The 22439-nt window shown below is 71.4% G+C and carries 27 protein-coding genes; 8 read left to right on the plus strand and 19 right to left on the minus strand.

Annotated elements, in window-relative coordinates:
- The first annotated feature begins 1 nt into the window (after nucleotide 1).
- The 7 genes from AC6EUL_RS17665 to AC6EUL_RS17695 all read left to right on the plus strand — a co-directional run bounded on the left by AC6EUL_RS17665 (nucleotide 2) and on the right by AC6EUL_RS17695 (nucleotide 5280).
- Nucleotides 2-934, plus strand: coding sequence for a flagellar motor switch protein FliM (locus AC6EUL_RS17665; protein WP_056213285.1), 933 nt, complete (start codon nucleotides 2-4; stop codon nucleotides 932-934).
- Complete coding sequence (locus tag AC6EUL_RS17670; protein WP_056213282.1) at nucleotides 918-1217, plus strand: hypothetical protein; 300 nt, start codon at nucleotides 918-920, stop codon at nucleotides 1215-1217. Before AC6EUL_RS17665 ends, AC6EUL_RS17670 begins: the two co-directional genes overlap by 17 nt.
- A gap of 107 nt (nucleotides 1218-1324) precedes the next feature.
- Nucleotides 1325-1714, plus strand: a complete 390-nt coding sequence (fliN, locus tag AC6EUL_RS17675; protein WP_056277231.1) for a flagellar motor switch protein FliN — start codon at nucleotides 1325-1327, stop codon at nucleotides 1712-1714.
- On the plus strand, nucleotides 1695-2762 hold the full coding sequence (locus AC6EUL_RS17680) for a flagellar motor switch protein FliG (protein ID WP_082487032.1): 1068 nt from the start codon (nucleotides 1695-1697) through the stop codon (nucleotides 2760-2762). The genes fliN and AC6EUL_RS17680 overlap by 20 nt, the downstream gene beginning before the upstream one ends.
- Before the next feature lie 27 nt (nucleotides 2763-2789).
- Nucleotides 2790-3851: a flagellar biosynthesis protein FlhB gene (flhB, locus tag AC6EUL_RS17685; RefSeq protein ID WP_056213279.1), complete on the plus strand. Its 1062-nt coding sequence runs from the start codon at nucleotides 2790-2792 to the stop codon at nucleotides 3849-3851.
- The gene (locus AC6EUL_RS17690) at nucleotides 3851-4303 is read left to right on the plus strand and encodes a BspJ family T4SS effector nucleomodulin (RefSeq protein WP_499871646.1); all 453 of its coding nucleotides are present in this window, start codon (nucleotides 3851-3853) and stop codon (nucleotides 4301-4303) included. The genes flhB and AC6EUL_RS17690 overlap by 1 nt, the downstream gene beginning before the upstream one ends.
- Nucleotides 4304-4596: 293 nt before the next feature.
- Entirely contained in the window at nucleotides 4597-5280 is a 684-nt protein-coding gene (locus AC6EUL_RS17695) for a response regulator transcription factor (protein WP_056349601.1), read from the plus strand.
- Nucleotides 5281-5413: 133 nt separating this feature from the next.
- On the opposite strand, the gene AC6EUL_RS17700 is transcribed toward AC6EUL_RS17695, so the two are convergent.
- Complete coding sequence (locus AC6EUL_RS17700; RefSeq protein ID WP_499871649.1) at nucleotides 5414-5662, minus strand: hypothetical protein; 249 nt, start codon at nucleotides 5660-5662, stop codon at nucleotides 5414-5416.
- Nucleotides 5663-6155: 493 nt separating this feature from the next.
- On the opposite strand from AC6EUL_RS17700, the gene AC6EUL_RS17705 reads away from it, so the two are divergent.
- A complete protein-coding gene (locus AC6EUL_RS17705) occupies nucleotides 6156-6380 on the plus strand; it encodes a hypothetical protein (RefSeq protein WP_056349604.1) in 225 nt (74 codons plus the stop codon).
- 25 nt (nucleotides 6381-6405) lie between these two features.
- Here AC6EUL_RS17705 and AC6EUL_RS17710 read toward each other — a convergent pair whose 3' ends face one another.
- From AC6EUL_RS17710 to AC6EUL_RS17795, 18 genes are all read right to left on the minus strand, one after another.
- Entirely contained in the window at nucleotides 6406-6762 is a 357-nt protein-coding gene (locus AC6EUL_RS17710) for a cupin domain-containing protein (RefSeq protein ID WP_056277227.1), read from the minus strand.
- Nucleotides 6763-6902: 140 nt separating this feature from the next.
- On the minus strand, nucleotides 6903-7526 hold the full coding sequence (locus tag AC6EUL_RS17715; protein ID WP_082487038.1) for a transglycosylase SLT domain-containing protein: 624 nt from the start codon (nucleotides 7524-7526) through the stop codon (nucleotides 6903-6905).
- Nucleotides 7480-9174 carry a flagellar hook-length control protein FliK gene (gene fliK, locus AC6EUL_RS17720; protein ID WP_499871653.1) on the minus strand — a complete coding sequence of 565 codons (1695 nt, stop codon included), beginning with the start codon at nucleotides 9172-9174 and terminating at the stop codon, nucleotides 7480-7482. The genes AC6EUL_RS17715 and fliK overlap by 47 nt, the downstream gene beginning before the upstream one ends.
- Nucleotides 9171-10415, minus strand: a complete 1245-nt coding sequence (locus AC6EUL_RS17725; RefSeq protein WP_499871655.1) for a MotC family chemotaxis protein — start codon at nucleotides 10413-10415, stop codon at nucleotides 9171-9173. The genes fliK and AC6EUL_RS17725 overlap by 4 nt, the downstream gene beginning before the upstream one ends.
- A gap of 14 nt (nucleotides 10416-10429) precedes the next feature.
- Nucleotides 10430-11860, minus strand: a complete 1431-nt coding sequence (locus AC6EUL_RS17730) for a MotB family protein (RefSeq protein WP_499871658.1) — start codon at nucleotides 11858-11860, stop codon at nucleotides 10430-10432.
- Nucleotides 11861-11864: 4 nt separating this feature from the next.
- Nucleotides 11865-12530, minus strand: a complete 666-nt coding sequence (locus AC6EUL_RS17735; protein WP_499871660.1) for a hypothetical protein — start codon at nucleotides 12528-12530, stop codon at nucleotides 11865-11867.
- Nucleotides 12530-14227, minus strand: a complete 1698-nt coding sequence (gene fliF / locus AC6EUL_RS17740; RefSeq protein ID WP_499871662.1) for a flagellar basal-body MS-ring/collar protein FliF — start codon at nucleotides 14225-14227, stop codon at nucleotides 12530-12532. Before fliF ends, AC6EUL_RS17735 begins: the two co-directional genes overlap by 1 nt.
- A 109-nt stretch (nucleotides 14228-14336) precedes the next feature.
- A complete protein-coding gene (gene fliP / locus AC6EUL_RS17745; protein WP_056277206.1) occupies nucleotides 14337-15122 on the minus strand; it encodes a flagellar type III secretion system pore protein FliP in 786 nt (261 codons plus the stop codon).
- Between the two features lie 6 nt (nucleotides 15123-15128).
- The gene (locus AC6EUL_RS17750; RefSeq protein ID WP_056213255.1) at nucleotides 15129-15623 is read right to left on the minus strand and encodes a flagellar basal body-associated FliL family protein; all 495 of its coding nucleotides are present in this window, start codon (nucleotides 15621-15623) and stop codon (nucleotides 15129-15131) included.
- A gap of 24 nt (nucleotides 15624-15647) precedes the next feature.
- A complete protein-coding gene (flgH, locus tag AC6EUL_RS17755) occupies nucleotides 15648-16364 on the minus strand; it encodes a flagellar basal body L-ring protein FlgH (RefSeq protein WP_055957344.1) in 717 nt (238 codons plus the stop codon).
- Nucleotides 16364-16915, minus strand: a complete 552-nt coding sequence (locus tag AC6EUL_RS17760; protein ID WP_499871690.1) for a MotE family protein — start codon at nucleotides 16913-16915, stop codon at nucleotides 16364-16366. The genes flgH and AC6EUL_RS17760 overlap by 1 nt, the downstream gene beginning before the upstream one ends.
- A gap of 374 nt (nucleotides 16916-17289) precedes the next feature.
- A complete protein-coding gene (gene flgI, locus AC6EUL_RS17765) occupies nucleotides 17290-18417 on the minus strand; it encodes a flagellar basal body P-ring protein FlgI (RefSeq protein ID WP_056213251.1) in 1128 nt (375 codons plus the stop codon).
- Nucleotides 18417-18899 carry a flagellar basal body P-ring formation chaperone FlgA gene (flgA, locus tag AC6EUL_RS17770; protein ID WP_056213249.1) on the minus strand — a complete coding sequence of 161 codons (483 nt, stop codon included), beginning with the start codon at nucleotides 18897-18899 and terminating at the stop codon, nucleotides 18417-18419. Before flgA ends, flgI begins: the two co-directional genes overlap by 1 nt.
- 127 nt (nucleotides 18900-19026) lie before the next feature.
- Nucleotides 19027-19815 carry a flagellar basal-body rod protein FlgG gene (gene flgG, locus AC6EUL_RS17775; RefSeq protein ID WP_056213247.1) on the minus strand — a complete coding sequence of 263 codons (789 nt, stop codon included), beginning with the start codon at nucleotides 19813-19815 and terminating at the stop codon, nucleotides 19027-19029.
- A 52-nt stretch (nucleotides 19816-19867) separates the two neighbouring features.
- Nucleotides 19868-20212, minus strand: a complete 345-nt coding sequence (gene fliE / locus AC6EUL_RS17780) for a flagellar hook-basal body complex protein FliE (protein ID WP_056213245.1) — start codon at nucleotides 20210-20212, stop codon at nucleotides 19868-19870.
- 8 nt (nucleotides 20213-20220) lie between these two features.
- Nucleotides 20221-20637 (minus strand): flagellar basal body rod protein FlgC, encoded by a 417-nt coding sequence (flgC, locus tag AC6EUL_RS17785; protein WP_056213243.1) that lies wholly within the window; start codon nucleotides 20635-20637, stop codon nucleotides 20221-20223.
- Nucleotides 20637-21020 carry a flagellar basal body rod protein FlgB gene (gene flgB, locus AC6EUL_RS17790; protein WP_056213241.1) on the minus strand — a complete coding sequence of 128 codons (384 nt, stop codon included), beginning with the start codon at nucleotides 21018-21020 and terminating at the stop codon, nucleotides 20637-20639. The genes flgC and flgB overlap by 1 nt, the downstream gene beginning before the upstream one ends.
- Before the next feature lie 90 nt (nucleotides 21021-21110).
- Nucleotides 21111-22421, minus strand: coding sequence for an MFS transporter (locus AC6EUL_RS17795; protein ID WP_499871692.1), 1311 nt, complete (start codon nucleotides 22419-22421; stop codon nucleotides 21111-21113).
- Nucleotides 22422-22439 lie beyond the last annotated feature (18 nt).

The raw sequence follows: 22439 nt of genomic DNA on the forward strand, positions 1-22439 counted from the left end.
CATGGACGGCCCCACCGGGAACGCCACCGACATCCGCGCCCGCCTGATCGAGGCCGGGGGCCTGTCCCTCGACCGCATGCCGATGCTGAACGTGGTGTTCGACCGGCTCACCTCGGGCTGCTCGGACAACCTGAAGCCCCTCGTCGCCTCGCCGGTCTACTTCGCCTTCAGCGGCTTCGCGAGCGGCCGCTTCGGCGAGATGCTCGACGCCTACGAGAACAACGCGGTGGCGGGCATCTTCCACGCCCCCGAATGGGACAGCCACATCCTCATCGGCCTCGACCGGGACTTCCTCTTCACCATGGTGGAGGCCCTGTTCGGCAGCGACGGGGCCGAGCCGCCGGTGGAGGACGAGCGCGCCTTCTCCAGCCTCGAGATCCGGCTCGCCCAGACCATCCTGGAACAGGTCGGCCGCGCGCTCGAATCGTCGTTCTCCCTGGTCTCCGCGACGCCGTTCCGCCTGGAGCGGACCGAGACCCGGATGGAGTTCGCCGTGATCGGGGGGCGCAACAACAAGGCGGTGGAGGCCAAGTTCACCATCCAGGCGCTCAACCGCGGCGGCGAGATGTTCCTCATCCTGCCCCAATCGGTCATCAACCCGATGCGGCCCGCCCTGTCCAAGGTGCTCACCGGCGACACGGCCGCCCGCGACCCGAAATGGACGCAGCAGATCGCCGCCGAGGTGCAGAAGGCGGAAGTCACCCTCCGGGCGGTGCTCGAGGAGCGCCTGCTGACGCTGGGCGAGATCGCCGACCTCAAGGTCGGCCAGATCATCGGCCTCGACGCCACGCCCTCGACCCGGGTGAAGCTCGAGGGCAACGACCGCCCGCTGTTCTGGTGCCACATGGGCCAGGCGCAGGGCTCCTACGTGCTGCGGGTCGACGAGGCCATCGCACAGGACAAGGAAGGCACACCCGATGACACCGTGGGTTGACACCATTCTCCTCGTGGCCCTCGTGGCGACGAGTGCCTGCGTGGTGCCGATGTACCTCAAGCTGAAGCGCCTCGACCGGACCCAGGCCGAGTACGGCCGCATCCTGACGCAGTCGGGCCAGGCCCTCGCCCAGGCGGGCGACGCGGTCCGCAACTTCAGCACCGAGGGACGCGAGATCCTGGAGGCCCTCGACCAGCGCATCGGCGAGGCGCGCCAGACCCTCGCCGAATTAGAGGCGAGCCGACGCGATCTTGCGGCCACACGCGCCCCCCAACTCGGCTGAGGCCGGCCGATCCGCTTGCGCCCCGGCCGCGTTTCCCCGATCCTTTCCCTTCCGCTGCCAGACGACTCTTCCCCTGACGTTCGATTGCAGCCCCTGACGAGCGGACGATGAGCAACAGCCCCTTCGACGATGCGGACCTCGCGTCCACCGGCACCGCCCCGGTCTTTCCGACCGTCTCGCCCAGCGTCGCGCCCGAGGGGTCGGCGGCCGGCGACGCGCGGATCGGCGATGGCCGCAACCTCGATTCGATCCTGCGCATCCCGGTGCTGATCCAGGTGGTCCTCGGCTCGGCGACGATGCCGGTGGCCAACCTGATGAAGCTCGGGCGCGGCGCCATCGTGCCCCTCGACCACCGGGTCGGAGAGCCCGTGGACGTCACGGTCAACGGCCGCGTCGTCGCCCGGGGCGAGATCGTCGTGGTCGAGGAGGACAATTCCCGCTTCGGGGTCTCCCTCACCGAGATCGTCGGCCCGGCCGATGCCGGCCAGAACGGCTGAGGGCGAACCCGTGGCGAGCGTGCCGATCCCCCACCGGACGCAGGGCGTCCACCGGCACCTCAACCCCGTGGACGAGGTCGCGGCGCTGCTGCTCGCCATGGGCAAGCCGGCGGCCGGTCGCCTGCTGAAGTACTTCGATCCCGAGGAGATCCGGCGCATCACGCGCTCGGCGACGCAGCTCGGCACCGTCAGCGCCCACCAGCTCGACGACATCGTGGAGATGTTCTCGCACGAATTCGCCGCCGACGGGCGCCTCGTCGGCACCGCGTCGGAGGTGGAGAAGCTCCTCACCGGCCTGCTCCCCGCCGACCAGGTGGCCGAGATCCTGGCCGACGTCCGGGGGGACGCCACGCGCTCGGTCTGGGAGCGCCTGACCACGGTCTCCGAGGGCGTGATCGCGAGCTACCTGATCAAGGAGCATCCCCAGACCGCGGCCCTGGTGCTGTCCCGCCTGAAGCCCGCGGCGGCCGCCAAGGTGATGGCCCACCTGCCCCAGCCCACCCGCAACACGGTGATGCGGCGGATGCTGAGCTTCAAGCCGGTCTGCGACGCGGTGATCGCCACCGTCGAGCGCGCCCTGCACGAGGACCTCCTCGCCAGCGGCGCCCGCAACGGCGGGGCCGACACCCACGCGAAGATGGCCGACATCATCAACAAGATGGAGCGGACCCAGATCGACGAGGTGCTCACCAGCCTGTCCGAGTCGCGCCCGAAATCCGTGGAGATCCTCAAGGGCCTGCTCTTCACCTTCGACGACATCGTGAAGCTCCAGCCCCGTGCCCGGACCACGCTGTTCGACGCCGTGCCCAACGACCGCCTGGTCCTGGCGCTCAAGGGCACCGACGCGGAGTTCCGCAGCGTCATCCTCGGCGCCCTCTCCGCCCGCGTCCGCCGCATGGTCGAGCACGAGCTGAACGGCGGCGAGCCGGCCGCGCAGAAGGACGTGACCGAGGCCCGCCGCAGCATCACCGACCTCGCCCTCGAGATGGCCGGGCGCGGCGAGTTGGAGATCAATTCCGGGGACGAGGTCGAGGCCCTCGTCCGCTAGGGACGGTGGCCCGACCCGGCGTGAGCGATGTCCGACGAGGATCAGGAGAGCAAGACCGAAGCCGCCACCGAGCGGAAGATCCGGGAGGCCGTCGAGAAGGGCAACGTCCCGTTCTCCCGGGAGGCCCCCATCTTCGCCTCGATCCTCGGCCTGCTCATCGCCCTCAGCTTCGTCGTGCGCGACGCGGTCACGCCCCTGATGCAGGCGCTCGCGCCCTTCTTCGACCATCCCCGCGACTTCGCCCTGGAGAACAATCAGGACGTCGCCCGGATTCTCGAAGGAACCGCGATGGCGGCCGCACGCTTCCTGATCCCGGTCGTGCTGATCCTCGGCCTCTGCGGCCTCGTCTCCGCCCTGATCCAGAACGTGCCGAGCCTCGTGGGCGAACGCATCCGCCCGCAATGGTCGCGCATCTCGCCGGCGGCGGGCTGGGGACGAATCTTCGGAAAAGCGGGTCAGCTCGAGTTCCTGAAATCGGTCCTTAAATTTTTAAGCATCAGTCTCGTCTGCCTGCTGCTCCTGCGCTCGGAGGGCAGCAAAGCCGTGAGTGCCATGTTCACCGACCCGAGCCAGATCCCGGACCTCATCCTCACCGTCTCGATCCGGCTCGTTTCCGTCGTCTGCATCGCCACCATCGTCATCGTGGCCGCCGACCTGGTCTGGTCGCGCCTGCGCTGGCAGCGCTCCCTGCGGATGTCGAAGCAGGACCTCAAGGACGAGCACAAGCAGACCGAGGGCGATCCCCTGGTGAAGAGCCGCCTGCGCTCCCTGGCCCAGGACCGCTCCCGCAAGCGCATGCTCGCCAATGTGAAGCAGGCCACCGTGGTCATCGCCAATCCGACGCACTACGCGATCGCGCTCCGGTATGCGCGCGACGAACAGCCCGCGCCTCTCGTTCTCGCCAAGGGAAAGGACCTCGTGGCGCTCCGCATCCGAGAAATCGCCGAGGCGAACGGCATTGCGGTCGTGGAAGACAAGCCTCTCGCAAGGTCCCTGTACGACAGTGTCGAGGTGGACCAGATGATTCCCGCGGAGTTCTACAGCGCAGTGGCTCAGATCCTGTTCTTCCTGTTCTCGAAGGCTCGCTGATGACCGAGGCGTCTTCCTCCCCCGGAGCCCTGTGCGTGGACGTCCCGGACGTGCTCGCCGATGCCGAGCGCGTCTTCGCCAACGCGATCCGGGACTTCATCGCGGAACTCTGCCTCCTCGACGGCGGCATCCTGATCGGCTGGGTGCAGGCCGCCCGGCACGGGAACATCGCCGACCTCGTCGCCTCCTCCGCCGAGCCGTTCTTCAAGGAAGCGACCATCGCGTACGCGGACGGGGCCGACGTCCGGTTCGACTGGGGCCGCTCGCTCACCGTGGTGCTCGACATGGAGTTCGTCACCGAACCCGTGACGGTGTTCTTCAAGCTCATCCTCGACGGCGTCTACGTGGGCGTCGCGATCCAGCGGATCCTGGCCGACCAGGGCCCGACCTTCTGCCTCAACGGCTTCGAGACGGCCCTCGCCGGGGCCCGCCTGACCCGCGCCGCCGCCTGAGCGGAAGCCGGGCGCACCGGCCCGATCGATCCGGCCCGGCCGCGTCCTCGCAGCTCCTCACCCGCACCGCGACCGTTTGTCGACGCGCCGATCGCGCGATCACATCTGCGTGTGACCCAAACCTCATTGACGGCGCCGGCGATGCCCGACATTGCTAAATGATAGGCGATTCCCTCGGCCAGGCTGGACTTGAGGAGCGACGTGCAAGGCTCCGTACCGACCCCTGATTGTTTCGCTGTCCAGTTGTAACCCAGCATACCCCCGACCGTCGCAAGATCATCCGGAGATTGCCGATGTATGTCCTGGTCGACGAGCGGCCTTCGGTGAATTCCGGCTACAAGGCGAGCTTCGACCGCGAGGGCATCTCCTCCCTCGGCCTCGACCCGCAGGAATTCACCCACTGGTTCCAGTCTTCCTCCCGGGTCGACCGCGAGGCGATCCAGGGCTTCCTCCTGGGCGATTTCGAGGGCCGGGCGAAGTGCGCCACGCTGATCCGCAAGCTGTCGCGCGCCCCCATCATCGCCCTGAGCGACGTGCGCTCCCTCGACCAGACCCTGCAGCTCTTCGAGGCCGGCATCGACGACGTGCTGCCCAAGCCCGTCCATATCCGGGAGATCCTGGCACGCTCCGAGGCGATCTGGCGCCGGGTGAACGCGCAGGCCGGCCCGGTCCGCGAGGCGCCGCCCGAGCCCGAGCGCCTGAAGGTCCATTTCGATGGCCGCGATCCCGAGGTGGACGGCGCGGTGCTGCCCCTGCCGCGGCGCGAGCGCCACATCCTGGAGTGCCTGGTGCGCAACCGGGGCCGGCGGATGACCAAGTCGCAGATCTACAACATCGTCTACGGCGTCTACAGCAACGGCGTCGAGGAGAGCGTCATCGAGGGCCACGTCAGCAAGCTGCGCAAGAAGCTCAGCCAGCGCCTCGGCTACGACCCGATCGAGGCCAAGCGCTTCATGGGCTACACCTTCGTCGGCTGAGCCCCGCCTGCCGCGACGCCGATGCACAACGAAACGGGCCCACCGGGGCGGATCCTTCAGGGGATCGCCCGATGAGCCCGGGTTCGACGACCTCGGCGGATGGACCGCAGGGTCGCGGCGGTCGGTCTCTTCCTCAGAAGGAGCCCGTCGTTTCGACTTCGCTGCCGGCCAGCGCGCTCTGCGGGGCGGTGGCGGCCTTCGCGGGGGCGACGGGCTGAGGGGTGGTGGTCAGGTCGCTGAGGGTCCGCACCTGCTGGGTCTCGCGCGCCTGCTCACGGAACAGCGGGGGCGTCAGGTAGAGGGCCTCGCCCGCCTGGGCCGCGCCGGTGGCGACGGTGGCGGACGCGAGGACGGTCAAGGCGAAGAGGCGGGTCGCGCGCATCTGAAATCTCCGGTTTGGCTGGCAACGTGCCGGCCGTTGAGGAGATGAAACCACATTTTTGTGCGCTGCGACTTGCTCATTTTGCAACGCACCATAATGCGAAGGCCTCAGCGTCCGACCACTATAGCGCATGCTCCAGAGGAGGGTTCGGAGGCTTCGACGCGAAGAGACATGTCTTCAGCGCATAGGCCTGAAATGGAAGACTTGGCCGCCCAAATTTAATTTTCGCGTCTCTCAATCGTATTTTGATGTTCTCAGGTGAGAAACAGCACATGCGCCACGGTTCATCAGCATCCGCCCCACCGATCGCGCGCCTGTGCTTGCAAGAGCGGCTCGCCGGCCGATCCCTGATCGGGCGCGGCCGTCGCCGTGATTCAGCGGCCCGCCCCTTGCGCGTCGTCCTCCCCAAACGCCGAGGGGCGGAGGAATCTATTTACCACATTCGCCCGCTCACGCAGCCGTGACGGCCGAAAGCCGGCGCGCCGGACGTTCCGTGTTCATGCACATGTCCCGGTCGGCTCTCCCCGCGCTACAGACCCTGGCGGCCCTGCCAGCCCGTGACGCCGATATGCTGCTGGGGTCCGCGGAACGGATGTGTCGCGCCCAATCGGGTCGGGAACAGCAGAAGGCCTTGCGGCGCATCGCCGTCTATCGCCGTGTCCTCGGCCTGCCGCCGTCGATGCAGCTGATGCAGGAGCGATGGGCGGCCTCCGCGTGAGGACGCGCCCGAGCCCCGGGACGGCTCAGGACCCTGCCGGCGGGGACGGCCCGTCGCCGGGCTCCGCCGTCGTGACCAGAGCCTCCGGGCGTTTGACCTCGATCTCGACGAAGGCGATCGGGTGGTCGGAGCCGTTCATCACGTCGTGCCGGATGCCGGCCGGGCGGGCATAGGCCTGTCCGGCCTCCAGGATGCTGTCGGTGACCCGGTCGCCGTCGTGGACCCTGAGGGTCCCGGCCACCAGCATCACGACGAAGTAGGGCCATCCGTGCTCGTGCCAGCCAGTGACCGCACCGGGCGCGAAATCCCACCGCGTGATGCGCACGGTCGCGTCGTCCTGCTGGAGGGTGGCGACCGCGGGGATGGTGCAGGCAAAGGCCATGGGCGTTCCTTCCTGAGCCGGGCCGCTCGCAAAGTCGGCGCCACCTGGCGGGCCCCGGAGGCCGTCCAGGCCACAAGGGGGCTCGGACGGGGGCGTGGCGCGAGAGGAGGCTCCGACGGAGTCCCCAACGCGCACGCGCCTTATTGGCAGAAGCTGCGCGCCCCCGGCGTCCAGGCGCCGAAGCCCGTGGCCACCATGTTGGTGATGACCCGGCAGACATACTGCTTCTGGGCCGGATTGTTGTTCGGACCCGCATGATAGCGCGCCACCGCCAGGGTCCAGCTGCCCTCGCGCGCCTTCAGCTGCTTCAGGAACAGGGTCGCGTACTCGACGTTCTGGCGCGGATCGATCATCGCCTCCAGGCTGGCGAACTTCTCGCGGTGATAATGGTGGTTGATCTGCATGCAGCCCAGGTCGACGAGCTTGATGCCGCTCGCCCGCGCCTGGGCGAGCTGGCTCATCACGTCGGCGGCGCTGGTGCCGAAATAGGCCCGGCCCTGGATGTTCATGGCATAGGGCTGCAGCGAGCCGCGCCGGCCGCTCTCCGTCAAGCCGACCGCGTAGAGGACGCCGAGCGGCACCCCGTGCTTGGCCGAGGCCCCCGCCATCTCCCGCTCGCAGATATTGGCCGAGGCCGGCAGCGCCGCAGCCTTTCCCGGCACCGGCGGGGCGCTGTTGGCCAGCGCCCCGCCCAGACCGGAGACGGCCAGGCCGGGGCTAGAGGTAAATGCCGCTGCGATCAGGGCTGCTCGAAACGCTCTCATGCATCCGCTCGTGAAGGTCGGAGGCGGCCGGATCGCCGCCCGGGGAGGACCAGCGCCCGGCCTGGTCCGGGGTGGGGCGGCCCTGGTTCGCACCGGACTCGCCCTGGCCCGGGAAGCCCTGTGCGCCCTGTCCCTGTTGCGAGCCTGGATTCCCCGATGCGCCCCGGCCGTCGGCCGGGGGCGACGCGACGGTGACGGTGACGCTCTCGGGCCGGTAGCCGCCCTGGCGCAGGAGATCGTTGAGGACCTCGCCGCCCTCGCGGAGCAGGCGCGCCGAGTCCTCGCGGCTGGCTTGAAGACTCATCTCGAGCTGGCCGTCGCGCAGGCGCATCCGCACCAGAACGGTGCCGAGGTCCGCCGGATGAAGCTGCAGCGTGAGAAGCTTCAGGGGGCCCTCCCCCACCGGAGCCCCGGGCAGCGCGCCGGGGACGGCCCCGGCCGGTCCGCGCGGCAGCTCCGCCAGGACGGCGGCGGCCACCTGCTGGGCCGGCGCGGCGGCCGGGCCGGACAGGGACCCGGCCGGCAGGGTCAGGGGGGTGGACAGGTTCGCGTCGGCAACGCCCGGCAGGGCCGGCGCGAGGCTGCTCCGGGCCGTGCGCGCGGCCGCGGTGCCGGTCTCGGCGGACGCCGCCACCGGATCGACGCGCAGGATCGCAGAGGGTGTCGCGGGGGGCCGCTCGATCGCGCCCGGTCCTGCGCCGCCACGGACGGGATCGCGCGCGGGCATGACGGCGTCGCCCGAGAGCGATCCCGGCGCGCGCGCGGGGGCGGCCGCCGCGGTCGCGGAGACGAGGGCGGCCTGCGTCGGGGGCTGCGCCGGAAGGACGGGGGCGCCCGATGCGGGCAGGTTTGCCGGGCCGGTGGGCGGCGCAGCCGGGGTCGGGCCGACCGCAGCGGCGGCTTCGCCGGGAGCCAGGCCCCCCGCGGCGGCGGCCAGGCCCCCCGCGGCGGCGGCCAAGCCCCCCGCGGCGGCGGGCAGCCCCCCAGCGGCGGCGGGCAGGAGCGCCGCAGCATCGGGCAGGCCGGGCGCGCCCGGCGCCGGGACGGCCGCCCGCGATCCGCCGAGGAGGCTCGGAAGCACCGGCGCGAAGTGGGTCTCGCGCTGGAGCACGGCGATGCGGGTCCGCGCCTCGGCGCCCGCGGCCTGCGGCACGCGGCCGGCGGCGACCGGGTCCGTCCCGGCCAGCAGGTCCGCCCCCGGAAGCAGGTCCGCCCCGGCCAGCGGGTCCGTCCCGGCCGGACCGTCCGGTCCGCCGGGCCGGGTCGCCGGGCCGCTGGCCACGGCCTGCCCCGGGGCCTGGGCCGGCAAGGCGCGGGCCACCAGGGTCTCGAGGGTGATCGCCTGCGGCTTCGGCGCCGGGGCGCCGGCGGCGGGGGCGGGGGCGGCCGTCGGAACCACGAGGGCGAGCAGGGCCAGCGGATCGGTCTCCTCGCCGGACGGGGCCGGGGCAGCCTCGTCGTCGCGGCGGCCCGGCCGGTCGGCCTCCGGCGTGGGCGTCTCGTCCGCGTTGCGTCCCCCTCCGAGGGCGCCCAGCACGGCCCCGAAGGCATCGCGGGGCGCCTCCGGCGTCTCCGAACCTGCGCCGCGGGGGCCGGGCGCGTCCGAGAGGGCGCGGGGGCCGGGACTGGTGGCACCGAGGGTGTTCAACGCTCGCTCCTGCGCATGATCTCGTCGATGCGCCCGATGGCGTCCTGCGCCCGGGCAATGGATGGCGCGACCGGCAGGACGCGGGGACCCGTGGGGTCCGCCTGGACCGGGATCGGGGCGGGCGGCCCGGCCCGGATCTCCCGGGCGGTCGAGAGCGCGGCGTCCAGGAGGTCGCGGTCGGCGGAGTCCAGCACGGTGCGGTCGGTCATGCGCAGGGTCTCGACGGATTCGTCGAAGCGCCCCTCCACGACGAGGAGGGCCGCCGCGCGATAGAGGCGCGCGCGCACCGCCTCCGGCGAGCCGGGCTCCGCCAGGGTGACGCCGCGCTCGGCGGAGAACACCGCCGTGGTGGTCTTGCCCTGATCGAGGGCGGCCCGGGCGAGAAGGAGGTAGAGCTCGCGCCGCCCCTCGATCTCGATCTCGTCGAGCATGGCCTGGAGGCGGGCGAAGCGGACGTCGTCGCCGGCAAAGTCGAGTCGGGTGAGCGCGGCGGCGAAGCGCTGGCGGAAGTTGCCGGCATAGACCGAGTGGCGGAAGCGCCGCAGGTACTGCACCGCCAGGGTCTCGAATTTCGCCAGGTCGTTGGCCTGGGCCAGCACGAAGATCTCGCGGCGCAGCGCCCCCTCCTCCACCAGGGTGCCGGGGGCGAGCAGGCGCGCGAGGTCGAGGAGGCGGATCGACTGGGTGGGATCGTCGCGCACCACCAGAGCGGATTGCGCCAGGGCGAGCTGCGCGCCGAGACTCACCGGCACGACCAGCGGGTCGATCTTCACCAGGAGGGCGCGGGCCTCCTTCTCGCGTCCCTCGAGATAGGCGAGCGCGCCGAACACCACCGGCCGCTCGGCCTCCGGCACCTTGCCCGAGGCGACGAGGTGGCGCAGCAGCCCCGGGCCGCCGCCGCCGAGCCCGAAGGTCACCGCCGCGTGCACGCTGACGGGGTCGGCCCAGGTCTCGGGATCGAGGCCGAGCATGCGCGATTCGGCCAGGGACAGAAAGGCGCGCTGGCCCTGATGGGCCTGGGCCGAGCCCTGGGCGATCCGGTCCTGGAGCAGCTGCAGCGTGCGCACCAGCTCCACCGGAACCGGGCGCGGGGCCACGGGCAGGGGCTCGATCGGGGCGGCCGGGGCGGCGCCGTGATCGCTTCCGCCGTGATCCCCCGCGCCGTGGGAGTCCGCCCCCCAGGCGGCCGGGACGAAGCCCAGGCCGCCGAGCAGGACGCAGGCGATCCGCGCGCGGCGCATCCCGGCGGCCCGCATCACTCGGGCCGCGCCCGCAGCAGGATCTCGATGCGCCGGTTCTCGGCCGCCTTCGGATCGGCGGGGTTGCGCGGCTGACGGTCGGCATAGCCCTCGATGCGTTCCAGGCGCGCGTCGGGCACGCCGCCGCGCACGAGCATGTAGGAGGCCATCTGTGCCCGGGCCGAGGACAGACGCCAGTTGTCGTAGACCTCCGAGCGGAAGGGGCGCGCATCGGTGTGGCCGCGCACGACGATCCGGCCGGGCCGGTCCTTGAGGATGCGGGCGACCTGCTCCAGGGCCCGCACCACCTTGGCCTGCGGCTCGGCCGAGCCGACGCTGAACATCGCGAAGTTCACCTCGTCGGTGAGGCTGATGAGGATGCCCTCGCCGGTGCGGCGGACCTCCGTGCGGGGCGCCGGCGCGCCGCCCTGCATCGGCAGCACCTTGGCGATCTCGGCCCTGATCTCGGCCAGCGTTGCGGTCTCGGCGGCATCGGCCGCCTGCCGGGCCTCCTCGGCCGCCCGGGCCTCCGCGGACCTGGCTTCCGCGGACCTGGCTTCCGCGGCCGCCTTCTCGGCGGCGGACTTCTCGGCGGCCGACTTGGCCTCGGCCGCAGCCTTCGCGTCCTTGTTCGCGTCCTTGGGCGCCTCGGTCTTGGGCGCCTCGGTCTTGGACGCCTCAGTCTTGGGCGCCTCGGCCTTGGCCAGGAGCGCCATCACCCTGGCGTCCGTCTCGCCCGGCAGGGCCGAGGCGACCTTGATCGCGGCCGGCTTCGCCCCGGAGGCGGCCGCGCGCACGTCGGGGCGCGCCTCCTGCGGCAGGGGGGTCACCGTCCCGGTGGACCCGGCCTGCTCGGTGCGTGTCTTGGCGAGGGGCGCCACCTGCCAGTAGAGCGGATCGAAGGGATCGCGGGCGGCCTCGCCGCCCTTGATGCCGGGCTCGCCGGTCTCGGTCACGACCGCGTCGGCCGAGGCCGTCTCCGGGCCGGGCTCGAGCTCGGCGGCGAGCTTGGCCAGGACCGCGTAGGGGTCCTGGAACAGGGCCGCCTCGCGGGCGCGGCTGCCCGGCGGCCCGGAGGCGCTCTTGCCGTCGGTCTTGGCATCCGACTTCGCGTCGGACTGGCCGCCCTTGCCGTCGGCGCTGCTGTCGCCGGTTCCGCCGTCGGGCTTGCCCTCCTCCGGCGTGGGCTCGCCGGGCTTGTTCTGGGGATCGCGCAGGCCCTTGCGATCGAAGCTCACGTCGGCGAGCTTCACCGGGTTGAAGTACTCGGCGATGGCCGACTTCGTCTCCTTGGTGGTGGAGCCGATCAGCCACAGCACCAGGAACAGCGCCATCATGGCGGTCATGAAGTCGGCGAGCGCGATCTTCCAGGCACCGCCGTGGTGACCGTCCTCGTGGTCGCCGTGGCGCCGGATGATGATGATCTCGTGGTGGCCCTCGTCCGCCATCGGGTCAGGCTCCCTGGACCGCGGCGGTCATGAGGCGGCCCCAGGCGCCGAGCTGGGTCTCGATCACGGTCTGGTCGGCCTGCACCGTGACGTCCACGGCCTCGGAGGGCTGGAACGCGAGGGTGGCCTCGAACGGGCCGAGCTTGCCCGCCACCGCGTCGAGGAGGTCGGCCGGTCCGCTCACCCGCACGGGCGCGCGGGCCTCGCCGAGGATGCGGGCGAGGCTCTGGGCCAGCTCGTCGACGGCCTGGCGGCGCAGGGCCTCGGTGAGCACGGGCACGAGGAGATGCCCCACCCGGTCGGTGAGTCCGGCGCCGAGGGCCTGGAGCGCGTCGGCGAAGCCGGCCGCGAGGCGGTCGCCCTCTTCCACGCACCAGGCCTGGCGCGTCTCGGTGAGGCGGGCCGCGTGATCGGCCTGCAGGCAGGCGATCACCGAGGCGGACTCGGCGGCAGCTTCCGCCCGACCGAGTTCGCGTCCGCGCTCCAGGCCCCGGGCCTCGGCGGCGCGGAGCAGGGCCTCGCGGTCCTCGGGCGGTTCCACGGGCTTGCGCAGGAGGGCCGCGAGCCCTTCGGAGGGACGGGGCGCGGCGGTGTGGGGCGCGGGGGCGCCGCGCACCGGCACCACGGCGTCGGAGAAGTCGGGCAGGAGGCGGGCGATCACGGGGGCCATCACGCGGCCTCACGCAGCAGCCAGCGCTTCAGGATCTCGGCGGCCTGCGCCTCGTCGGCCTCGATCATCTGCTCAAGTCTCTTCTGCGGCGAACGGTTCAGCTTCTCGGTGAGGTCCTCGATCATGCTGGCGACCGGGCTCTGGCCGGGGGCCGCGAGGCTCGGGACGGCGTCCGTATCGGCGCCGAGGGCGGCGTTGGGACCCGCGAGCGCCGCGTTCGGCGCGGCCGCCGCGAGGGCCTGGGCCTCCGCCGCCGCGGCCAGGGCGCGGGCCTCCTCCTGCTGGGCGGCCGGAATCTCCAGGATGGCCCGCATGGCGGGGCGCAGGCCGAACCAGATCAGCAGGCCGGCGACCAGCAGGATGGTGCCGGCGTTGATGAGGGTCGCCGACTGGCGCATCAGCACGTCGGTGAGGCTGAGCGGGGCCACCGGCTCCAGGGGCTGCCCGTCATTGACGAAGCCGACGGCGGCGACCTTGACGTTGTCGCCGCGCTCCTTGTTGAAGCCCGCGGCCGAGCCGACGAGCTGCTCGATCTCGGCGACCTGCGCGTCGATGGCGGCCTTGCTGGCATCCGGCCCGGCCAGGGCGGCGAGGCGGGCGCGGTTGACGAGGACCGCCACCGAGATGTGCTTGATGTTGTAGCCGTCGCTCACGGTCTGGATCGTCTTCGAGGAGATCTCGTAGTTCGTCAGATCTTCGCGCTTCTGCGTCTCGTTGCTGGCGGTGTCGCCGCCATCCGAGCGGGCGCGCTGGTCGGGCAGGTTCGCCTGCGCGGTGGTGGGCCGCTGGCCGGCGTTGCGGTTCTGCGAGTTCTCGGTCTCGCGCACGGCCCGGGTCGAGCGCTCGACGCGCTGGTCGGGATTGAAGATCGTCTCGTTCTGCACCGTCTTGTCGGTGTTCAGGCGCGCCGCGACGCTGACCTCGAAGTTGCCGACGCCGAGATAGGGGGTCAGCGTCCGGCGGATGTTGTCCTGGACCTCGTGGCCGATGGTCTTCTCCAGGGTCGCCATCTTGCCGGTGGGCACCGCGTTGGCATCGTCCCCGGAAAGCAGGAGCGAACCGTCCGAGCCGATCACGGTGACGCGGTCCGGCTTCATGCCGGGCACCGCGGAGGCGACGAGGTGGCGGATCGACTGGGCGCCGCTGACGTCGTCGGCGGGCTCGGTCCGCACCACCACGGAGGCGGAAGGGGGCTGCTGGTCGCGGCGGAACGAGCCCCGGTCGGGCAGCACGATGTGGACCCGGGCGGCCTTCACGCCCTTCATGCCCTGGATGGTGCGGGCGATCTCGCCCTCCAGGGCGCGCACGCGGGTCACCTCCTGCATGAACGAGGTCATGCCCAGCGAGCCGAGGTCGTTGAACAGCTCGTAGCCGGACTTGGCGCTCTGCGGCAGGCCCTTCTCGGCGAGCAGCATCCGGGCCTGGGCGGTGTGGCCGTAGGCGACGAGCACCGCCGCGCCGTCGGCGCTGACGTCGAAGGGGATGTTGGCGTCCTTCAGGACGCTGCCGATGCGCCCGACATCCTCGCGGCTCAGGCCCGTGTAGAGGGGCTCCTGGGCCGGGCGGCTCAGGTAATAGGCGCCGAGGCCGACGGCGAGGAACACCACCACGCCGATGAGCGACAGGGCGGCGATGCGCCGTCCGCCGAGGGCGAGGATGTTGTTCCAGAGCCGTTCGGCGTGCTGAAGACCGGACATTCGGTGGGCTGCTCCGCTTCGGATCCGCGATCCGATCCCGTCCTGTCGCCCGCCAGCCTTGCGCGGAGATTGCGTCGCGACACGCCGGGCGGCCCGCGCCGACGAAGCGCTAGAAGAACGACCGGACCAGGCCTCCCACCAGCATGTTCCAGCCGTCGATGAGGATGAAGAACAGCACCTTGAACGGCAGCGAGATCACGGTGGGCGGCAGCATCATCATGCCCATCGACATGACGATGGTGGAGACGATCATGTCGATCACCAGGAACGGCAGGGCGATCAGGAAGCCGATCTCGAAGCCGCGGCGCAGCTCCGAGATCATGAAGGCCGGGATCAGGATGCGCAGGTCGATCTTCTCCCCCCCCTCGGCCTTCGGGATGTTGCGGCTGGCCAGATCCGTGAAGGTTTGGAGGTCCTTCGGGCGGACATGCTGGGTCATGAACTCCCGGAACGGCTCGACGAGCTTCGGGATCGCCTCCACCTCGGAGATCCGGTTCTCCGTGAGCGGCTTCAGGCCCTCCTCCCAGGCCCGGTCGAAGGTCGGCGCCATGACGTAGAAGGTCATGAACAGCGACAGGCTGACGAGGAAGATGTTGGCCGGCGTGCTCTGGAGGCCGAGGCCCGAGCGCAGGAACGAGAACGCGATGGCGAACCGGGTGAAGCTCGTCACCATGACGAGGAGGCCGGGGGCCAGCGACAGCACGGTGAGCAGCGCCACGAGCTGCAGGATGCGCCCGCTCGCCGCCCCGTTCCCGGCCGGCAGCAGCGCATCGAGGGCGGGCAGGCCCGTGGCCGACTGGGCCAGCGCCGGCCCGGCGAGGGCGAGGCCGGCGCCGAGTCCGGCGGCGAGGGCGAGGCCGGCGGTGACGGATCTTGAGAGGGTCGGCACGGTCATGGGGCCCTACTGCACCACCAGCATCTCGACGATCAGCTCGCGGACCTGCCCCTTCGTGCGCAGGGCCACCCGCTCGTTGAGGTCCTCGCGCAGGTGCAGGAGCCCGCTGGCACCCTCGATCTGCTTCAGGGAGACGGTGCGCAGGTAGGCGACGATGTCGGAGCGGATCTCGGCGAGCGCCACGTCCGGGTTCGGCACGGCGCCGGTCTTGAACACGACCGAGGATTCGAGGCGGACCCAGGCGTCGTTGGTGTCGGCGAGGTTGGTGACCACCGAGCCGACGCTGCGCAGGGCGAGGTCGCCGGTGTATTTCAGGACCTTGACCGCCTTGTCCTCCTCGTCCTTCTTCTTGCCGTCCACCGCCTTCTCGACGGTGGACAGGAGGTAGAGGCCGAGACCGCCGCCCGTGCCGATGGCGACGAGGCTGGTCAGGGCGAGGGCCAGGATCCAGCCCTTGCCGCCGCCCTTCTTCGCCGCCGTCTTGTCGTCCTTGGCCGCCATGGTTCCGCTCCCGCCCCCCAGGTCTCAGAACGGCGCCAGGGTCTCGAAGACCTGCTGGCCGAAGGTCGGCGCCTGCACGTCCGAGATGCGGCCGCGCCCGCCATAGGAGATGCGCGCCTCGGCGATCTTGTCGTAGTCGATGGTGTTCTTGCGCGAGATGTCCCGCGGCCGGACGATGCCCGCCACGGTCAGCACGCGGACCTCGTTGTTCACCCGCACCTCCTGCGAGCCGCTGATGACGACGTTGCCGTTGGGCATCTGCTCGGTGACGATGGCGGCGACCTGGAGGCGCAGCACCTCCGAGCGGTCGATGTTGCCGGCGCCCTTGGTCTCGGTGGAGGAGCGGATGCCGGCATCCGCGGTGGCCGTGTCCTTCAGGGCCGAGACGCCGTAGCCGAAATCGAAGCCGAGGCCCGACTTCTGGCTGCGCGAGCGGTCGCTCGAATTGCCGAACTGCGCCTTGTCGTCGATGAGGATCGAGACCGTGATCACGTCGCCGATGTTGCGGGCGCGTGGATCCTGGAACATCTCGGCGCTGCCCGGCGCCCAGGTCGAGTGGTAGGTCCGGCGCCCGAGGGAGCCGTAGGTGGTCGGCAAGGCCTCGCGTGGCGGCTGCAGGCCGGTGCCGATCGGCGTCAGCAGCGGCGCCTGGCCGATCCGGTCCACCGGCGTGTTGCAGGCGCCGAGGGCGGGCGCCGCCAGCACCAGGATCAGGCCGGCCCGGAACGTGTTGGGAAGCATCAGGATTTCTCGCTCGTGCGGGGCTTCATGCCCGGCTCGGTCTTACCCGCGCCGGTCTTGCCCATCTCGGTCATCATGCGGGCCAGCTGCGCGGCGCGCGCGGCCTCCATCTCGCTCAGGATCGCGCTCGCGTTCCGGGCGTTGAGCTTGGTCAGGATCGCAGCGGCGCCCTCGTCGGGCATGTTGGCGAGCTGGAGCGCGGCGGCATCCGCCCGCATCTTGGTGTAGATCGCCACCACGCCCTCGTCGGCCTTGGCCAGGAAGGCGTCGCGGCGGGCGAGCCAGGTCTCGTACTCGGCGCGCTTGGCCTCCAGGGCGGCGATCCGCTCCTCGACCTGCCTCTCCAGGGTCGCCAGCTGCTCCTTCTGCCAGGCGAAGCGGGCGTCGGCGGCGGCGTCCGCGATGCTGGCGCAATAGGCCGGTGGCTTCGGCGCGGGCTTGACCGGCTCCGGCTCGGGGGCCCGGACCTCGGCGACCTGCGCCGGTTCGGCGGGCTTCACCTCGGACGCCTTGGCATCGGACGCCTTGGCATCGGACCCCTTGGCCTCGATCGCCCCCGTGGTCTCGATCGGCTGGGACACCACCGTGACGGGCTCGGCCGGGCCGACCGGTGGGATGACGCCGGCGACGGGCTTGTCTGCCACGGGCTTGGCCGCGACGGCGAGGCGGGGCGCGGCCGGCTTCGCCGCGGCCTTCGGGAGCGGGCCCGGGTTCATCCCCGAGATCGCCGGTCGGCCGCCCTCGACGGCGCCGGCCGGGCCGAGGCCGAAGGCGGCGAGCGCCAGGACGCCGACGAACAGGAGGCCGACGAACAGCAGGACCCGCAGCGCCATCAGGGCGAGCCAGCGGGCGGGCCGGGTCAGGCCGGGCGTGCGCACGACGAGGCGGGCCGCCGCGCCCGGCAGGGGATGGCCGTTGGCCGCGCTCATTGCACCACGAGCTCCGCCTGAAGCGCCCCGGAGGTCTTCACCGCCTGGAGGATCGAGATGATGTCGCTGGGCTTGAGGCCGACGTTGTTGAGGCCGCGCACCAGGGTCTGGAGGTCCGAGCCGCCGATGATCGCCATCCGGCCGGACTGCTCGTTGACCGCCACCTCCGTGCGCGGCACCACCGCCGTCTGCCCGTTGGAGAACGGCGCCGGCTGCGAGACTTCGGGGGCCTCCGTCACCCGCACCGTGAGGTTGCCGTGCGTCACCGCCACGGTGGAGATCTGGACGTTGCGGCCGATCACCACCGTGCCGGTGCGCTGGTCGACGACGACGCGGGCCGGGGTGTCGGGGTTGACGGTGAGGTCGCCGATCTCGGCCACGAACCGGGTCTGGGCGATGTTGCTCGGCCGCATCAGGGCGATGGCGCGCTGATCCCGCGGGGCCGCGACCCGGCGGTTGAAGCGCGCCAGCGCGTAGGCGTTGATGGCGTCGGCCACCATGGTGGCGGTCTTGAAGTCGGGGTTCTTCAACTCGAACACGAGTTCCGGCAGGTCCCGGAAGGTGCCCGGCACCTCGCGCTCGATCAGGGCGCCGTTGGGGATGCGCCCGGCCGTCGGCACGCCCTGGGTCACCGTCTCGGCCTGGCCGCCGACGCTGAAGCCCGAGACCGCGAGGGGCCCCTGCGCGGCGGCGTAGGTCAGGCTGTCGCCGCCCATCAGCGGCGTCATCAGCAGGGTGCCGCCCTTGAGGGAGGTGGCGTCGCCCAGCGAGGTCACGGTGACGTCGATGCGCGAGCCGGTGCCGGTGTAGGGCGGCAGGTCGGCGGTCACCATCACGGCGGCGACGTTGCGGGTGCGCAGGCGGGCGTCGCGGACGTTGATGCCCATGCGATCGAGCATCGACTGCAGGGATTGCTCGGTGAACTGGGCGTTGCGCAGGGTGTCGCCGGTGCCCTGCAGGCCGGTGACGAGGCCGTAGCCCACGAGCTGGTTGTCGCGCACGCCCTTGAGGGTGGCGATGTCCTTGATCCGGGTGCCGGCCAGGGCGGGCGCGGGCAGGGCCAGGAGGAGGGCCGCGGCGAGAGCCGGGAGCTTGGCGAGGATTCTGGCCAGGAGGCGGTGCATCAATGGTCCCCGGTCCGGATTCGGCCGTCGGCCATCACGGTGCCGAGCACGATGCGGTTGGTGTCGGTGTTGCGCACGCGGATGACGTCGCCGAGGCCGCCGTTCTGGAGCGGCGCGCCGACGGCGGTGATGAGCAGGCCCTGCTCCTCGAACACGATCTGCGTCGGGGTGCCCCGGCTGACGAGGCGGGGATCATCGATGGCGTTGACCGGCACCGGCTCGCCCGGGAGCAGCATCCGCTTGGCGACGCGCCCGGAGATCGCTAGGGCGGCGTCGACCACGGCGGTGCGGGCCTTGAAGCTCTCCGGATAGGCCTGCATCCGCAGCATCGACGGCTTGATGGTGTCGCCGGGATAGATCGTCACCGTCGGCACCGGCAGCATCAGGTCCTCGGCCGCGGCCGGCCCGGCCAGCAGCGCGAGCCCGACGGCGGCGAGGCGGCACCGGCTGCGCGGGGAAAGGCCCGGAAGGTGAATACCCATGACGTTGTCGCGCCCTTGGAGAATGCCCGAACGGGCGGCCACGGCCCCGGCGGAGAGCCGGTGCCGCCCGTCGCCGCCGCGCGGAGGTGGGGGTATGGGGCTCAGGCGGCGGCGCCGCCCGACGCGCTTAGCGGATGCCCTTGGAGATCGTTCCGGCCATCTCGTCGGCGGCCTGGATCACCTTCGAGTTCATCTCGAAGGCGCGCTGGGCCGTGATCATGTTGGTGATCTCCTTGACGGGATCGACGTTCGAGCTCTCCAGGTAGCCCTGCTGCAGCTTGCCGAAGCTCGGGTCGCCGGGCACGCCGGTGACGGGGGCACCGGAGGCCGCGGTCTCGCGGTAGAGGCCGTTGCCGAGGGGCTCCAGGCCGGCATCGTTGGCGAAGTTCGCCAGGGTGATCTGGCCCAGGTTCTGCGCCTGCACCTGCCCGTCCACCTTGGCGAAGACCTGGCCCGACTGGTTGATCACCACGTCGACGGCGCCGTTGGGGATGAGGACCGCCGGGTCGAGGGCGTAGCCCTCCAGGGTGACGATCTGGCCGGTGTTGTTGCGGTTGAAGGCCCCGGCGCGGGTGTAGTTGATCTCGCCGTTGGGGTTGGTGATCTGGAAGTAGCCCCGGCCGTTCACCGCGAGGTCGAGCTGGTTGGCGGTGTTGGCGAGCGGCCCCTGGCGGTGCAGGTTGCGGATGGCGGCGGTGCGCACGCCGAGGCCGAGCATCGCGCCTTCCGGCACCGGCTCCTGGCCGGCCTGGTTGGGCACGCCCTGCTGGCGCTCGGCCTGGTAGAGCAGGTCGGTGAACTCGGCCCGCGCCCCCTTGAACCCAGTGGTGTTCAGGTTGGCGATGTTGTTGGCGATGACCTCGAGGTTCATCTGCTGGGCGTTCATGCCCGTGGCCGCGATGGCGAGCGCTCTCATGGTGTCCCGGTCCCGTCGAAGCGTTTGGCAGGGTTGTCCACGCGATCCATCGTCAGATCGGCATGCGGCTGAGCTCGAGATAGGCGGCGACCACCTTGTCCCGGACGGCGATGGCGGTCTGCAGGCTTTGCTCGGCCGACATCACCGCCTCGACCACCTGCTGCGTCGAGGCCTTGCCCTGGATGCCCGAGATGGCGGTGGCCTCGCCGGTGCGCAGGGAGGTGCGCAGCCCCCCGGCGAGCTGCGCCATGACGTCCCCGAAATCGGTGGCGGGACCGGCCGTGGCGGCCGCCGGGATCACGGGGAAGCTCGTGCGCGCCAGCGGCGCGGCCGAGTCGGTGCGGGTGATGCCGGCGGCCCGGTCGAAGGCGGCGAGCGAGGTGAGGGCTTCGATCATCGCGGGTCTCAGGTTCTCAGGAGGTCGATGACGCTGGCGACCATGGCGCGGGCCTGCTTGATCACCTGGACGTTGGCTTCGTAGGAGCGGTTGGCCTCACGGATGTCGGCCATCTCCACCAGCACGTTGACGTTGGGCATCTTCACGTTGCCCTCGGCATCGGCCGCCGGGTTGCCGGGGTCGCGCTCGATGCGGAACGGCGCGTCGTCGGTGCCGATCCGCCGCAGGGCCACGGTGGGGCCGCCCGCGGCCCGGTCCAGGGCGGACCGGAAGGTCACGGTCTTGCGGGCATAGGGGTCCGCCCCGGGGCCATCGCCGACGGATTGTGCGTTGGCGACGTTCTCGGCGGCGATGCGCAGGCGCAGGGACTGCGCCTCCATGCCGGCGCTGGCGAGGCGGGTGGAGGCGGCGAGGGGGTCGATCATCAGCTCTTCACCGCCGCCTTGAGCATCCGGTCGAAGGCCTTGACGATGCCCATGTTGAGGTTGTGCTCGCGGCTGACCTCGCCGGCCTTGAGCATCTCCTGCTCCAGGCTCACCGAGCTCGAGGTCGAGAGCGCGTCCCAGGCCTCGGCGGCCGAGACCGGCTTCGTCGGGATGCGGCCCTCGACGGAGGTGACGTGGGCGCTTTCCGTCAAGGCCATGCCGGCGGAGGCCGTGCGCGCCATCACCTCGGAGAACGGCACCACGTCGCGCGCTTTGTAATCGGGCGTGTTGGCGTTCGCGACGTTGCTCGCGATGGTCGACTGACGCACCGCGAGGTAGCGCGCCTGCTGCGAGGCCAAGTCGAAGAGGTAGACGCCTGTCACGGCCGGCTCCGGTCCCGATCATTCATGACCGAAGCTTTAGGGAGCCTATCTTGTCCGAGGCTGACGGGGGCGGCGCGCGCCGGCCGCCGCTCAGCGCGCCTCCGCGTTCGCCTCGAGGTCCCGGCCGCGGGTCTCGGGCATGAGGAGGGCCGCGATCGTGCCCACGATGCTGAAGGCCACGAGGTAGTAGGCCGGGGCCAGCTTGTCGCCCGAGACGGCGATGAGCTTGTTCACGAGGTAGTTCGTGCTCCCCCCGAAGATCGAGACCGAGAAGGCGTACACGATGGAGAGGCCGGCGCTGCGCACCGCGCGCGGCAGGGCTTCGGGAATCGCCACGATGATCGCCGCCGCGTTGATCGAGGACAGGGCCGAGAGCAGGAAGGTCACGGCGTAGACCGACGGGCCGGTCGGGTCGCGCACGAGCCAGGCGAAGGCCGGCACGGTCAGCACGACGATGAGCACGCGGGGCCAGATCATCACCGGGCGCCGGCCGAACCGGTCGGCCAGCCAGCCGCCCAGCAGCGGGAAGGCGATGGAGGCGAGGCCGAGGGCGATCGGCACGGCGGTGGAGACCGTCTCGGTGAGCCCGAGGGTGGCCTGGGCGTAGACCGGCATATTGGTGCCCACCGCGTTGGAGACGGTGGAGGCAGCGATGACGAGGAAGGTCAGGACCAGCATCCGGCCGTGCTCGCGCACCAGGCGCCGGACCACCGCGAGCGTGGACTCGGCCGCGGCCGGGTCGGCGCGCTCGCCGGCGGTCTCAGGCAGGTGGCTGCGGATGATCAGGCCGACGGGGACGACGCCGATGCCCAGCGCGAACATCACCCGCCAGCCCCAGCTGGCCATGGCGTCGTCGCCGACCGCGTAGGTCAGGGCCGAGGCCACCAGGCCGGCGATCAGCGCGGCGCAGCCCTGGCTGGCGATCTGCCAGCTCGCCACGAAGCCGCGCTGCTGCCCCGGCGCGGCCTCCAGGAGGTAGGCGGTGGAGGGGCCGACCTCGCCCCCCAGCGCGAGCCCCTGGATGAGCCGGCCCACGATGACGATGACCTGCGACCAGCCCCCCAGGGTGGCGTAGCCGGGAGCGGCCGCCAGCATCACCATGCCGATGGCCATCAGCGCGATGGTGATCAGCATGGCGGGCTTGCGTCCCGCCCGGTCCGCGAAGGCCCCGATGAGGATGCCGCCGATGGGCCGCATGACGTAGCCGATGCCGAACAGGGCCAGGGAGGCGAGCAGGCTGTCGGTGGCGTTCTGCGAGGGGAAGAACGCCTCCCCGATGGGTTTGGCGAAGAAGGCGTAGATGGTGAAGTCGTAGAACTCGAGGGCGTTGCCGAGCACCACGGCGGCGACCGCCTTGCGTTCGAGGCGCGGGGGCCCCTCGGTGGTTCCGCTCGTGGGCATCGTCGTGTCCTCGTGGGT

Source organism: Methylobacterium sp. 001424705 (assembly GCF_059816145.1).